The organism is Klebsiella sp. JB_Kp031 (genome assembly GCF_040064295.1).
Lineage (GTDB): Bacteria > Pseudomonadota > Gammaproteobacteria > Enterobacterales > Enterobacteriaceae > Klebsiella > Klebsiella quasipneumoniae.
Genome location: NZ_JBEAJW010000038.1, coordinates 77,489 through 90,740, shown reverse-complemented (window position 1 = coordinate 90,740; position 13,252 = coordinate 77,489). Strand labels below are relative to the sequence as shown.

The 13,252-nt window shown below is 60.0% G+C and carries 11 protein-coding genes; 1 reads left to right on the top strand and 10 read right to left on the bottom strand.

Going from position 1 to position 13,252, the window contains the following annotated elements:
• Window positions 1-54: 54 nt before the first annotated feature.
• Entirely contained in the window at window positions 55-1,344 is a 1,290-nt protein-coding gene (menF, locus tag ABLV64_RS17700; protein WP_049092498.1) for an isochorismate synthase MenF, read from the bottom strand.
• Between the two features lie 135 nt (window positions 1,345-1,479).
• Entirely contained in the window at window positions 1,480-1,941 is a 462-nt protein-coding gene (locus ABLV64_RS17695; RefSeq protein ID WP_017899278.1) for a GNAT family N-acetyltransferase, read from the bottom strand.
• Between the two features lie 57 nt (window positions 1,942-1,998).
• Between ABLV64_RS17695 and rnz the strand changes: the two genes are divergently transcribed.
• Complete coding sequence (gene rnz, locus ABLV64_RS17690; RefSeq protein WP_348843038.1) at window positions 1,999-2,919, top strand: ribonuclease Z; 921 nt, start codon at window positions 1,999-2,001, stop codon at window positions 2,917-2,919.
• Window positions 2,920-2,975: 56 nt separating this feature from the next.
• Here the strand turns inward: rnz and nuoN are convergent, their stop codons facing one another.
• The 8 genes from nuoN to nuoG form a co-directional block, all read right to left on the bottom strand.
• Complete coding sequence (gene nuoN, locus ABLV64_RS17685) at window positions 2,976-4,433, bottom strand: NADH-quinone oxidoreductase subunit NuoN (RefSeq protein WP_004201737.1); 1,458 nt, start codon at window positions 4,431-4,433, stop codon at window positions 2,976-2,978.
• 6 nt (window positions 4,434-4,439) lie between these two features.
• Window positions 4,440-5,969, bottom strand: coding sequence for an NADH-quinone oxidoreductase subunit M (gene nuoM / locus ABLV64_RS17680; protein ID WP_004201738.1), 1,530 nt, complete (start codon window positions 5,967-5,969; stop codon window positions 4,440-4,442).
• Window positions 5,970-6,267: 298 nt separating this feature from the next.
• A complete protein-coding gene (gene nuoL / locus ABLV64_RS17675; protein WP_004201740.1) occupies window positions 6,268-8,109 on the bottom strand; it encodes an NADH-quinone oxidoreductase subunit L in 1,842 nt (613 codons plus the stop codon).
• Window positions 8,106-8,408, bottom strand: coding sequence for an NADH-quinone oxidoreductase subunit NuoK (nuoK, locus tag ABLV64_RS17670; protein ID WP_002913148.1), 303 nt, complete (start codon window positions 8,406-8,408; stop codon window positions 8,106-8,108). The genes nuoL and nuoK overlap by 4 nt, the downstream gene beginning before the upstream one ends.
• Entirely contained in the window at window positions 8,405-8,959 is a 555-nt protein-coding gene (gene nuoJ / locus ABLV64_RS17665) for an NADH-quinone oxidoreductase subunit J (protein ID WP_004201743.1), read from the bottom strand. The genes nuoK and nuoJ overlap by 4 nt, the downstream gene beginning before the upstream one ends.
• A gap of 10 nt (window positions 8,960-8,969) precedes the next feature.
• Window positions 8,970-9,512: an NADH-quinone oxidoreductase subunit NuoI gene (gene nuoI / locus ABLV64_RS17660; protein ID WP_002913152.1), complete on the bottom strand. Its 543-nt coding sequence runs from the start codon at window positions 9,510-9,512 to the stop codon at window positions 8,970-8,972.
• A gap of 14 nt (window positions 9,513-9,526) precedes the next feature.
• Complete coding sequence (gene nuoH / locus ABLV64_RS17655; protein WP_002913156.1) at window positions 9,527-10,504, bottom strand: NADH-quinone oxidoreductase subunit NuoH; 978 nt, start codon at window positions 10,502-10,504, stop codon at window positions 9,527-9,529.
• Complete coding sequence (nuoG, locus tag ABLV64_RS17650) at window positions 10,501-13,227, bottom strand: NADH-quinone oxidoreductase subunit NuoG (RefSeq protein WP_004201744.1); 2,727 nt, start codon at window positions 13,225-13,227, stop codon at window positions 10,501-10,503. Before nuoG ends, nuoH begins: the two co-directional genes overlap by 4 nt.
• Window positions 13,228-13,252 lie beyond the last annotated feature (25 nt).

The following is a 13,252-nucleotide window of genomic DNA, read 5'->3' as shown; positions in this document are numbered from 1 at the left end:
CTAAGTATAGATAAGCCAAAGTGACGGCGTTTTGATATGCATCGTCATTCCCGCTTATGGACAGAGTAGCGAGCGCAGCCCGGCCGCTTTGTTGTCAATCTCCTGCCACTCCTGCAGCGCATCGGAGCCGCTGACGATCCCCGCCCCGGCATACAGTCGCAGGGTGTCGTTGTCCACTTTCGCCGAACGCAGCGCCACGCAAAACTCGCTTTGCGCCAGCGACAGATACCCGGCGGAACCAGCGTACCATTCACGGGAAAAAGGTTCATGGCGCTGAATGAATGCCAGCGCCGCCCGCCGCGGCAGGCCGGCCACCGCGGCGGTAGGCTGCAGCTGCAGCAGACAGCGGCTGTCGTCAGGCTCCGCCAGCTCGGTCCAGATGCAGCGTCGAAGATGCTGTACCTTGCGCAACCTCACCACCTGCGGCGGCAGAACGTCCAGCGTCGAGGCCTCACTCTGCAGGCGCTGGCAGATATCCTCCACCACCAGCATGTTTTCCCGCTGATTTTTGTCGTCTTTCATCAACCAGTCGGCCAGCTGCTGCGCCTTCGCGTCATCCTGATGATTAGCGACGGTGCCCGCCAGCGCTTCGGTGCGCAGCAGCGCGCCGCGCCGGCGCCACAGCCGCTCCGGCGTGGAGCCGAAAAACGCCTGACGGGCATTGAACGCCATCAGGAAATGAAAACAGTTAAGATTGCGGCTGCGGCTGGCGGCCATGATGCTCACGGCATCCAGCGGGGCGGCAAACTGCAGGTCGGTTGCCCGCGCCAGCACCACTTTATCCATGTCGCCGGCGGCGATGGCCTGCGTCGCCAGGTCTATCATTGCCTGCCACAGGGGATAATCGGAGGAGTGGCGCTCGCACAACAGCGGCGGTACGCCGCCAGGGGTCGCCTGGGCGGTGGTCAGGCTGGCGAGAAAATCACGCGCCGTCATGGCATCGTCGCGCAGGGAGAGGTCGCTGTGCAGCACCAGCCGCATCACGGCCCTGCCGCCGCACCGACGCCATTCCAGACGCGGCAGCACCAGCCGGCCTTGCTGCGGGGCAAACGCATTCAGGCCGCAGATGCGCAGATCCTGCCGTCCGGCCTGGTGTAAAAAGCGGTTCGCCGCGTCGAGCGAGGGAAAGCTTTTTACCGCCCCCAGCGCCGCCATCTCCTCGTCGCCATTGCGCTGCTGCCAGTAGAACTGCGGCCACTGCGGCTGCTGGCCGCACCATAGCAGCGGATCGAAGGCATCATTCAGCGGAAAGGCAATATCGATAATTCGCGTGCCGGGTGAGTCAGGAAAGGGCTCACTCAGGCCGTCACGTAAACGGGCCAGCGCAGTGGAAACAGACAGCACGCAAACCTCCACGGTAGTAAAACCCCACATTATAAGGGGTTCGACGGCGGAATAGCAGTACCCATGATGAGGGAGCGGGTTTTATCTCACCTGCTCGCCGGCCCGGAACAGGGTTGGAATATGAGTGGTGAGGGGTCAAACAGCGCGGCTTTCCCGCGCCATGCCGATGTGCGGAATGCCATCCTCATCATAGACCTCAGTCACCGGCGTAAAACCGAAGTGGGCGTAAAAAGTTTGCAGGTGCGCCTGCGCCCCAAGGTAAATCGACTTTTGCGGCCAGTGCCGCTGACAGCTGGCCAGCGCCTGCGCCATCAGCTGATGACCGAGCTTTTCGCCGCGCGCGGCGGGGCTGACGATAACCCGGCCAATCACCACCGGATCGTACATCTCTTCGCTTTTAAGGATCCGCGCATAAGCCACCAGTTCGCCATCGCGCCAGCCGAGCAGATGGCGATTTTCCCCGACCAAATCATCGCCGTCGACATCCTGATAGGCGCACTGCTGCTCCACGACAAAGACTTCGCTGCGCAGCTTCAGCAGCGCATACAGCTGGGGAACGGTGAGTTCACTATGATGGAGATCCTGCCAGGTCATCATCTGCTGCTCCTTATTGATATACTGATGTTTTGCGACTCGCCCTGAGGACACTGGACGATGGAATTAACTTTTTTGGGGACATCCGCCGGGGTGCCGACCCGCACGCGTAATATGACGTCGATAATACTCAATTTGCAACAGCCAACCCGCGCCGAAATGTGGTTGTTTGACTGCGGCGAAGGGACCCAGCATCAGTTTCTGCATACGCCCCATCATCCTGGCAAACTGAATAAGATCTTTATTACCCATTTGCACGGCGACCATCTGTTCGGCCTGCCCGGGCTGCTGTGCAGCCGCTCGATGCAGGGGAATTCGCTGCCGCTGACGGTCTACGGACCAACAGGAATAAAAGAATTCATTGACACCGCGCTGCGCCTCAGCGGCTCGTGGGCCGACTATCCTCTGACCATCATCGAAGTCGGCCCCGGTCTGGTGTTCGACGAAGAGGGCTATCGGGTCACCGCGTTCCCGCTTAGCCATCCGGTGGAGTGCTACGGGTATCGCATTGAGCAACACGACAAGCCCGGCGCCCTCGACGCCGCCCAGCTGATTGCCGACGGCGTGCCTCCCGGGCCGCTGTTTCACCGCCTTAAGCGCGGTGAACAGGTGACGCTGGCGGATGGCCGGGTGATCGACGGCAGCCGCTACCTGGGGCCCGCCACGCCGGGTAAAACGCTGGCCATCTTTGGCGATACCGCTCCCTGCCCGCAGGCGCTGGAGATGGCGCGCGGCGCGGATGTGATGGTCCACGAGACCACCCTGGAGCAGGCGATGGCGGAGAAAGCCAATAGTCGCGGCCACTCCTCCAGTCAGCAGACCGCGACGCTGGCTAAAGAGGCAGGCGTCGGCACGCTTATCGCCACCCACTTTAGCTCACGCTACGATGCCGAGGGCTGCCTGCGGATGCTGGCGGAATGCCGGGAGATTTTCCCGGACACCCTGCTGGCGGAAGACTTTATGGTTTACACGGTGGCGTAACATTCCGGGCATAAAAAAACCGCCATTCCGGCGGTTTTTTTATTGAGTCAATCCACTTACATCAGCGGCGTCGCCAGCTGCACGATGCTAATCAGCGGCTGCGGCCAGATACCGAGCACCAGCACCAGCAGGGCAGAGATCAGCACCACGATACCGCCAGCGCTGTACTGCCAGTTCGACGGCGCATCACGGTTCAGCTGCTCCGGCGCGCTCAGGTACAGGCTCACCGCCACGCGCAGGTAGTAGTAGAGACCGATCGCCGAGCCGACAACCACCGCGGCAACCAGCCACCACAGATGGGCGTGAACACCGACGGCCAGCACGTAGAACTTACCGATAAAGCCGAGAGTCATTGGGATACCGGCCAGGGAGAGCATCATCACCGTCATCACCGCCGACAGGATCGGACGGTGCCAGAACAGACCGCGGTAGGAGAACAGCGAGTCCGCGTCCGGGCCACGGTATGGGCTGGACATCAGGCTGACCACGCCGAACGCGCCGAGGCTGCTGAACAGGTAGCCGGCCAGGTAGACGCCAACGGCTTCCATCGACATTTCGCCGCTTTGCAGGGCGATCAGCGCCACCAGCAGATAGCCGAGGTGGGAGATAGAAGAATAACCGAGCAGACGTTTGATATTGGTCTGGCTCAGCGCCATCAGGTTACCGAAGATGATAGAGGCGAAGGCGATCAGCCCCAGCACCACGCGCACCGCTTCGCTGTTGCCCACCGGCATGTACAGGAACAGACGCATCACCACGCCGAAGATGGCGATCTTGCTGGCGGTCGCCAGGAAGGTGGAGACCGGCGCAGGCGCCCCCTGGTAAACGTCCGGCGTCCACAGGTGGAACGGCACCAGCGACAGCTTAAAGCCAAGACCGACGATCATCAGGCCGAGACCCGCCAGCAGCAGCGGCTCGTGCAGCGTGTTGTCCGCCAGGCTCTTGCCCAGCGCAAGGAAGGACAGGTTGCCGGAGTTCGCATACACCAGCGCCATACCGAACAGCAGGAAAGAGGAGGCTGCCGCGGAGAGGATGGTGTATTTGATGCTCGCTTCCAGCGAACGCTTCTGGCGGAAGGCGTAGCCGACCAGGCCGAACAGCGGCAGCGAGATTAACTCAATGCCGAGGAACAGCGCCGCCAGATGATTCGCACCGGCCAGCAGAATGCCGCCCAGGGCGGCGATCAGCACCAGCAGGTAGAACTCTTCTTTGTTGTCCTTGTAACCCTCAAGCCACGGATAGGCGAAAGTACAGGTGGCGAGACTCGCCAGCAGCACCAGCCCAGTGTAGAGCATCGCGTAGCCGTCAACGCGGATCAGCGGCGTGACGTCCATTGCCCCATTCTGGCCGACGAACCAGAGCGAAACCAGCGCGGCATTAAGCCCGAGAACCGACAGCGTGGCATTGAGAAAATGATTGCGTCGCCACGCAATGGAGAGCATCACAACCACCACCGTCAAGCCGACGATCAGCAGCGGTAGCAGTGCGATCAGTTGTTGTGGAGTTATTGTCATGGCGAATTACGGCCTTGTAGTAGAAACAGAATTAACAAACCACTGCTGAATGTTGCTCATCGCAGCATGCGAGGTGTCGAGGATCGGCTGCGGGAAGAAGCCCAACAGCACCAGCAGCACCACCAGCAGCAGGATGATAGACAGTTCACGCAGGGACATCCCCGGCAGCGCTTTCGCCGCGATTTCGCTTTTCGCTTTACCGAAGTAAGCGCGATGCAGCATCGACAGCGAGTAAACGGACGCGAATACCAGACCAAAGGTCGAGATCACGGTGATCACCGGCACCACTTTATAGCTGCCGAACAGGATCATAAATTCGCCGACGAAGTTACCGGTGCCCGGCATCCCCAGGGTGGCGACGGCGAAGAACATCGACATCGCCGGCAGCCATTTGATTTTGCTCCACAGACCGCCCATCTGACGCATGTCACGGGTATGTAGACGTTCGTACAGCTGGCCGCAGAGAATAAACAGACCCGCCGCGGAGAGACCGTGAGCAATCATCTGGATCACCGCCCCCTGATACGCCAGCTGGCTGCCGGTGTAGATAGCAATCAGCACGAAGCCCATGTGGGACACGGAGGTGTAGGCGATAAGACGTTTGATATCAGTCTGGGCAAAGGCCATCCACGCGCCGTAGAAGATCCCGATCACGCCCAGCCACATGGCGATAGGCGCAAACTCGGCGGAGGCGTTCGGGAACAGCGGCAGCGCAAAGCGCAGCAGACCGTAGGCCGCAGTTTTCAGCAGGATCCCCGCAAGGTCGACGGAACCGGCGGTCGGCGCCTGGGAGTGGGCGTCCGGCAGCCAGCCGTGCAGCGGCACCACCGGCATTTTCACCGCGAAGGCGATGAAGAAGCCGAGCATCAGCAGATATTCCACGCCGTGGGACATCGGGGTTTTCAGTAGCTCTTCATAGTTGAAAGTCCACACGCCGGTGGCGTTGAAGTGGACGAATGCCAGCGCCAGAATGGCAATCAGCATCACCAGGCCGCTCGCCTGGGTATAGATGAAGAACTTGGTGGCCGCCGTGATACGCGTTTTACCATCAGAGGCTTTGTGGCCCCACAGCGCAATCAGGAAGTACATCGGCACCAACATCATTTCCCAGAAGAAGAAGAACAGGAACATGTCGATGGCGAGGAACACGCCGATGACGCCGCCCAGGATCCACATCAGGTTGAGGTGGAAGAAGCCCTGGTATTTTTCGATTTCGCGCCAGGAACAGAGCACCGCCAGCACGCCGAGCAGGCCGGTCAGCACTACCATCAGCAGCGACAGGCCGTCGATCGCCAGATGAATGCTAATGCCGAAGCGTGGGATCCACGGCAGCACGAACTCAGACTGCCACTGCGGAATACCCGCGGATTGCGTCAGAGAATAGCCGCCCTGCATCCACAGCTGCAGGCCAAGCACCAGCGTCAGTCCCATGGTAATCAGCGCGATCCAGCGCGGCACTTTCACGCCAAAGCGTTCGGTCTGCCAGCACAGGAAGCCGCCGATAAAGGGGATTAATATCAACCAAGGCAATAACATGGTGATTTTTATTCCTTATTTAAGTCCGGTTCAGGCTATCTTACTCGTCATAACGAACTCCGGCTGTGCTCACAATCCTCACGTACTTTAGTACGCTCCGATTGCTCCGCGCAGGCGGCGTCCACTTTGACTTCGCCGATAACGCCTGTCCTTTACGACCTGATTTTCAACGAATTCTCACAGAAAATTCACTTCGGTTTGAGGCTTGTTTTGTCGGGTGGCGCTAACGCTTACCCGACCTACGCTCCCGTAGGCCCGGCAAGCACCGCGCCGCCGGGCAACACAAAGGTTCTCAAACTCAACGCAATACCATCAGCAGCGCCAGCACCACCACCGCGCCAATGCTCATTGACGCCACATACCAGCGCAGATAGCCGTTCTCGCTCACCAGCAGGCCTTTACCTGCGAAGCGGGAGAGGAGCGCCGGGATGTTCATCAACGAGTTCAGCGGATCGCTCTTCAGCAGCCAGGCAATGCCGAGGAATGGCTTAACGAATACTTTGTCGTATAACCAGTCGAAGCCCCAGGCATGGAACCACCAGGTACCGAAGAAGCGGCCAGGCGCGCTGTTGGCGATAGAGGTCACCAGGGTGCGTTTGCCCAGCCACAGCCATGCGGCGATCAGGATGCCGGCAATAGCGATGATCCCGGAGGCAATCTCCAGCGTCATCACGCTGCCGTGCGCCAGTTCTGTGGTCTGCGGTAAGACGCCTTCCAGCGGCGGCACGATCAGCGCGCCAACGAAGGTGGACAGCACCAGCAGCACAATCAGCGGCAGATGATGGGTGATCCCCTTCCCTGCGTGCGCGTGAATTTGCTCTTTACCGTGGAACACAATGAAAATCATGCGGAAGGTGTACAGCGAGGTCATAAAGGCGCCGACCAGGCCCGCCACCATCAGGTTGATATGGCCGTTGGCCATCGCCCCCGCCAGAATCTCATCCTTACTGAAGAAGCCTGCGGTAATGAGCGGCAGAGCGGACAGCGCCGCGCCCCCCACCAGGAAGCAGACGTACACCAGCGGAATAGATTTGCGCAGGCCGCCCATCTTGAAGATGTTCTGTTCGTGATGGCAGGCGAGAATCACCGAACCAGACGACAGGAACAGCAGCGCTTTAAAGAACGCGTGAGTCATCAGATGGAAAATCGCCGCGTCCCATGCCTGCACGCCCAGCGCGAGGAACATGTAGCCAATCTGGCTCATCGTGGAGTAAGCGAGAACGCGTTTAATGTCGGTCTGCACCAGCGCGGCGAAGCCCGCCAGCACCAGGGTAACCGCCCCGACGATCCCGACCAGATGCAGCACTTCCGGCGTCATCAGGAACAGACCGTGGGTACGGGCGATCAGGTAGACGCCCGCGGTGACCATGGTCGCGGCGTGGATCAGCGCGGAAACCGGCGTCGGACCCGCCATCGCATCGGCAAGCCACGTTTGCAGCGGCAGCTGGGCGGATTTACCGACCGCGCCGCCGAGCAGCATCAGCGTCGCCCACTGCAGCGTGGTGCTGCCGTTAGCAAAGTGCTGCGGCGCCAGCTCAACCATTTCGCGGAAGTTGAGGGTACCCAGTTCGTTGTAGAGGATGAACAGCGCGAAGGCGAGGAACACGTCGCCGACGCGGGTCACCACAAACGCTTTCATCGCTGCGGCGCCGTTCTTCGGATCGGTGTAGTAGAAGCCGATCAGCAGGTAAGAGCAAAGACCCACCCCTTCCCAACCCAGGTACATCAGCAGCAGGTTGTCGGCCAGTACCAGAACCACCATGCTGGCGATAAACAGGTTGGTGTAGGCGAAGAAGCGGGAGTAGCCCTCTTCACCGCGCATATACCAGGAGGCGAACATGTGGATCAGGAAGCCGACGCCGGTCACCACGGAGAGCATGGTCAGCGACAGGCCGTCCAGCACCAGGTTGAAGCCGATGTTGAAATCCCCTACCGACATCCAGGTCCACAGCGGCACGCTGACCGCCTGTTTGCCGTTAGCGAAAAAGTCGACGCCGACATAGGCGGTGACCAGCGCCGCCAGGCCTACCGAGCCCATGCCAACGGTGGCGGAAAGGTTTTCCGACCAGCGCCCGCGGGAGAAGGCCAGCAGCACAAAGCCAATCAATGGCAAAAGAATGGTTAAGGCAAGCATGTTCATCCACGCAACTCACTTACTGAATCGATGTTCAGGTTCTGGCGGCGACGATGGAGCTGCAGCAGCAGCGCCAGACCGATACTCGCTTCCGCAGCCGCAAGGCTGATGGCGAGGATATACATAATCTGACCATCTGCCTGGCCCCAGTAGCTGCCCGCCACCACAAAGGCCAGCGCGGCGGCGTTAATCATGATTTCCAGGCTGATCAACATAAACAGCAGATTGCGGCGGATCACCAGCCCCGTCAGACCAAGCACAAACAGGATGGCCGCGAGGATCAGTCCATGTGTTAAGGGGATCATGCGTGTTCCTCCGTTTTTCTTTTGTCGCTGTCGTTCACGCGGTTGCTCAGCACCTCGCCGGCGCGCTCTTCGCGACCGATGTGGAAGGCGACCACCAGGCCCGCCAGCAGCAGCATGGAGGCCAGCTCCACCGCCAGGACGTACGGCCCAAACAGCGCAATACCCACTTCTTTAGCGTTGATTGCCGCGCCGTCGATACCCTGGTCGTTAATCCCCAGAATGGCGTAAACGATAACCACCAGCAGCACTGCGGAGAGGATGGCCGGGCCAATCCAGATCCCCGGCTGCAGCCATTTGCGTTCCTGTTCGATTTCGCTGCCGCCCAGGTTGAGCATCATCACCACGAAGACGAACAGCACCATAATGGCCCCAGCGTAGACGATAATCTCCAGCGCCCCGGCGAAGTACGCGCCCAGCGAGAAGAACACCCCGGCAATCGCTAACAGCGAAATGATCAGGTACAGCAGCGCATGCACCGGATTGGTGTGAGTGACGACCCGCAAGGTTGCGAGGATGGCGATCAGGCCACAGATATAAAAAGCGAATTCCATTGCCCTCTCCTTACGGTAACAGGCTCTTGACGTCGATCGGCTTAGCTTCGTTTTCCGCTTCGCCCTTATCTTTGCCGTCGATTGCCATACCCGCCATCCGGTAGAAGTTATATTCCGGGTATTTGCCCGGACCGGAAATCAGCAGATCCTCTTTTTCGTACACCAGATCCTGACGTTTGTATTCACCCAGCTCGAAGTCAGGGGTCAACTGGATCGCCGTGGTCGGGCACGCTTCTTCGCACAGACCGCAGAAGATGCAGCGTGAGAAGTTGATGCGGAAGAACTCAGGATACCAGCGGCCGTCTACCGTCTCTGCTTTCTGCAGCGAAATACAGCCCACCGGGCAAGCTACCGCACACAGGTTACAGGCGACGCAGCGCTCTGCACCGTCCGGATCGCGCGTCAGCACGATGCGGCCGCGATAACGCGGCGGCAAATAGACCGGCTCTTCCGGGTACATCCGGGTTTCACGTTTGGCGAAGGCATGCAGGCCAATCATCCAGATACTCCGGACCTGGGTGCCGAACCCCACCAATAATTCTTTTAAGGTCATGTTCAATTCACCCCTTATTGCGCCTGCCAGAGAATGACAGCCGCCGTTACCAACAAGTTGACCAGCGTTAATGGCAGGCATACCTTCCAGCCAAAGGACATTACCTGGTCATAGCGCGGACGCGGTAATGATGCGCGGATCAAAATGAACATCATCATGAAGAACGCGGTTTTCAGCGCGAACCAGATGAAAGGAGGTAACCACGGGCCATTCCAGCCGCCGAAGAACAGCGTGACGATCAGCGCTGAAACGGTGACGATACCGATGTATTCACCCACGAAGAACAGACCGAACTTCATGCCGGAGTATTCAATGTGGTAACCATCGGCCAGCTCCTGCTCCGCTTCCGGCTGGTCGAACGGGTGACGGTGACACACCGCCACGCCGGCGATGGCGAACGTCACGAAGCCGAAGAACTGCGGGATAACGTTCCACAGATGCGCCTGGTTGTTGACGATATCGGTCATATTGAATGACCCCGCCTGCGCCACCACGCCCATCAGGGAGAGGCCGAGGAACACTTCGTAGCTTAGGGTCTGCGCGGAAGCACGCATCGCCCCCAGCAGGGAGTATTTGTTGTTGCTCGACCAACCGGCGAACAGCACCGCGTAAACCGCCAGGCCTGCCATCATCAGGAAGAACAGGATCCCGATGTTCAGGTCAGCCACCACCCACGTCGGGCTGACCGGCACGATAGCGAAGGCCAGCAGCAGCGAGGTAAAGGCGATAACCGGCGCCAGAGTAAAGATCACGCGATCGGAAAAGCGCGGGATCCAGTCCTCTTTAAAGAACATCTTGATCATGTCGGCGACCAGCTGCAGCGAACCGCCCCAGCCCACCCGGTTTGGCCCGTAGCGGTTCTGGAACAGACCGAGCAGACGACGCTCGCCGAAGCTCATGAACGCGCCGCAGGTGACCACCACCAGCAGAATGACCACGGCCTTCAGGATGCTTAACAGAATGTCGATAAGATCCGGCGTTAACCAGCTCATGCTTTCGCCTCCTGCAGTGAATCGATACGCGATCCGGTCAGTACCGGCGCAATGCCCGGCATGCCCATCGGTAAGCCAACCTGTCCTGCGGTCAGACCTTCAGAGATAACCAGCGGCAGACGCAGGGTCTGGCCTTCCACGCTAAAGGAGAGCATCGCCCCGGCGTTGACGCCAAGCTTCGCGGCATCCGCCGGGTTCAGCTTGATGTACGGCTCAGGCATCCGGCTCTGGAACACCGGCGCGCGCTGTGACAACTCATCGCTGCCAAACAGGTGATAATAAGGTGCGATACGCCATTTCCCCTCTTCCGCCTGGAAGCTGGCCGGCACCGCCGTGAAGTATTCCAGCCCGCTGGCGGAAGCTTCAAACAGGCGGACGCCCGGATCGCCATGGCGCAGTTTCCCGCCCACTTCATCCTGGAACTTGTTCCATGCCTGCGGGGAGTTCCAGCCCGGCGCCCAGGCGAACGGGATCTGCGAACGCGGGGCAGACGGCTGGTTGTTCCCTTCCATAGAGAAGGCGAACATCGTGTCTTTATCCTGCGGCTGACGCGGCTCGTGGACGCTGATGTTAGCGCGCATCGCCGTGCGGCCGCTGTAGCGGTGCGGTTCACGCGCCAGTTTCTGCCCACGAATGCGGAAGGTCGCATCCGGCGCGGCATCTTTTATGCCCGCCAGCTGCGGCAGTGCGGCAATCGCGGCATCGATAACGTGGTCCAGCTGCGTCCAGTCAACCTGACGGTTGTTAACGGTGCTGTGCAGAGAATGCAGCCAGCGCCAGCTTTCCAGCATCACGGTTTTCGCGTCGTAGTAGGCCGGGTCGTAGACCTGGAAGAAACGCTGGGCGCGGCCTTCGTTGTTCACCACGGTACCGTCGCTTTCCGCAAAGCTTGCCGCGGAGAGCACCAGGTGCGCTTTGTCCATAATCGCCGTGCGCTGATGGTCAACCACCATCACCAGCGGCGCTTTGGAGAGCGCTGCGTCGACGCGGGCGGCGGAAGCATGACGGTGAAGGTCGTTTTCCAGCACGATAACTGCGTCTGCGGCGCCGCTTTCCAGTTCGTCGAGCGCCTCCTCAAGCGAGCCGCCGCCGATCATACCCAGACCGACGCTGTTCACCGCGCGGGCAACCATGGTCACGCCGACGTCGGCGCCACGGCCTTTCAGGGCTTTCGCCACGTTAGCGGCGGCCTGGATGATCTCCATGCTGCCGGCGTTGGTCCCGGAAATAATCAGTGGTTTTTTCGCCCCGGCCAGCGCCTGGACGATGACATCGACTTTACCCTGCAGTTCGCGGCTCAGGCCGTCAACCGCCGGCGCGCTGTCGTCCAGCGCATGGGCGATGGCGAAGCCGAGACGCGCCTGATCTTCTACCGGCGCGCGGTAGGTCCACGCGGCGATGTCATCCAGGCGGGTGTCATCGATGTTGGTGACGAATAGCGGGTGCTTGGCGCGCTGGCCGATGTTGAGGATCGCCGCAATCTGCCAGTCGGCCACTTTCTGTGCCGCCGCCATTTCGCGTGCTTTCCCTTTCACCGCCTGACGCACCGCCAGCGCGACGCGCGCGCCGGTCTGGGTAATGTCTTCGCCCAGCACCAGTACCGCGTCGTAGGATTCGATATCGCGCAGGCTTGGGGTGTGGATCCCACCTTCGCGCAGCACTTTCAGCATCATCTGCAGGCGCGCTTGTTCGCCTTTGGCGATGCCGGTATAGAAGTTGTCGGCGCCCACCAGCTCGCGCAGCGCGAAGTTGCTTTCAATGCTGGCGCGCGGGGAGCCGATGCCGATCACTTTCTTCGACTGGCGCAGAATATCCGCCGCGCCCTGCATCGCCTGCTCGGCGTTGAGGGTAATCAGATCGTCGCCGCGGCGCTGAACCGGCTGACGCGGACGGTCTTTCAGGTTCACGTAGCCATAGCCGAAACGACCGCGGTCGCAGAGGAAGTAGCGGTTAACGGTCCCGTTATAGCGGTTTTCGATACGACGCAGCTCGCCATAGCGTTCGCCCGGGCTGATGTTGCAGCCAATGGAACACTGCTGGCAGATGCTCGGCGCAAACTGCATGTCCCACTTACGGTTATAACGCTCAGAGTGCGTTTTATCAGTGAAGACGCCGGTCGGGCAGACTTCCACCAGGTTGCCGGAGAATTCGCTCTCCAGGGTGCCATCTTCCGGGCGGCCGAAGTAGACGTTGTCGTGGGCGCCATAGACGCCCAGATCGGTGCCGTCGGCATAATCTTTGTAGTAGCGCACGCAGCGGTAGCAGGCGATGCAGCGGTTCATTTCGTGAGAAATAAACGGCCCCAGATCCTGGTTGCGGTGGGTACGCTTGGTAAAACGATAGCGGCGGAAGCTATGGCCGGTCATCACCGTCATATCCTGCAGGTGGCAGTTGCCGCCCTCTTCGCAGACCGGGCAGTCGTGCGGGTGGTTGGTCATCAGCCACTCCACCACGCTTTCGCGGAACTGCTTCGCTTCGCCGTCGTCGATAGAAATAAAGGTGCCGTCGGATGCCGGAGTCATACAGGACATCACCAGGCGACCACGCGTGTCTTCCGCGTTCTGATATTGCTTCACCGCACACTGGCGGCAAGCACCGACGCTCCCTAGCGCCGGATGCCAGCAAAAGTAGGGAATATCAAGCCCAAGAGAGAGACAAGCCTCCAGCAGGTTGTCCGCTCCGTTGACCTCGTATTCTTTGCCGTCTACATGAATCGTAGCCATTAGCGTGCTTCCAAAAATAAAAAAA

Bases quoted from the DNA above. Each gene is read 5' to 3' on its own strand.
- ABLV64_RS17695 (WP_017899278.1), bottom strand. From the start codon at position 1,941: ATGATGACCTGGCAGGATCTCCATCATAGTGAACTCACCGTTCCCCAG.
- rnz (WP_348843038.1), top strand. From the start codon at position 1,999: ATGGAATTAACTTTTTTGGGGACATCCGCCGGGGTGCCGACCCGCACG.
- nuoN (WP_004201737.1), bottom strand. From the start codon at position 4,433: ATGACAATAACTCCACAACAACTGATCGCACTGCTACCGCTGCTGATC.
- nuoM (WP_004201738.1), bottom strand. From the start codon at position 5,969: ATGTTATTGCCTTGGTTGATATTAATCCCCTTTATCGGCGGCTTCCTG.
- nuoL (WP_004201740.1), bottom strand. From the start codon at position 8,109: ATGAACATGCTTGCCTTAACCATTCTTTTGCCATTGATTGGCTTTGTG.
- nuoK (WP_002913148.1), bottom strand. From the start codon at position 8,408: ATGATCCCCTTAACACATGGACTGATCCTCGCGGCCATCCTGTTTGTG.
- nuoJ (WP_004201743.1), bottom strand. From the start codon at position 8,959: ATGGAATTCGCTTTTTATATCTGTGGCCTGATCGCCATCCTCGCAACC.
- nuoI (WP_002913152.1), bottom strand. From the start codon at position 9,512: ATGACCTTAAAAGAATTATTGGTGGGGTTCGGCACCCAGGTCCGGAGT.
- nuoH (WP_002913156.1), bottom strand. From the start codon at position 10,504: ATGAGCTGGTTAACGCCGGATCTTATCGACATTCTGTTAAGCATCCTG.
- nuoG (WP_004201744.1), bottom strand. From the start codon at position 13,227: ATGGCTACGATTCATGTAGACGGCAAAGAATACGAGGTCAACGGAGCG.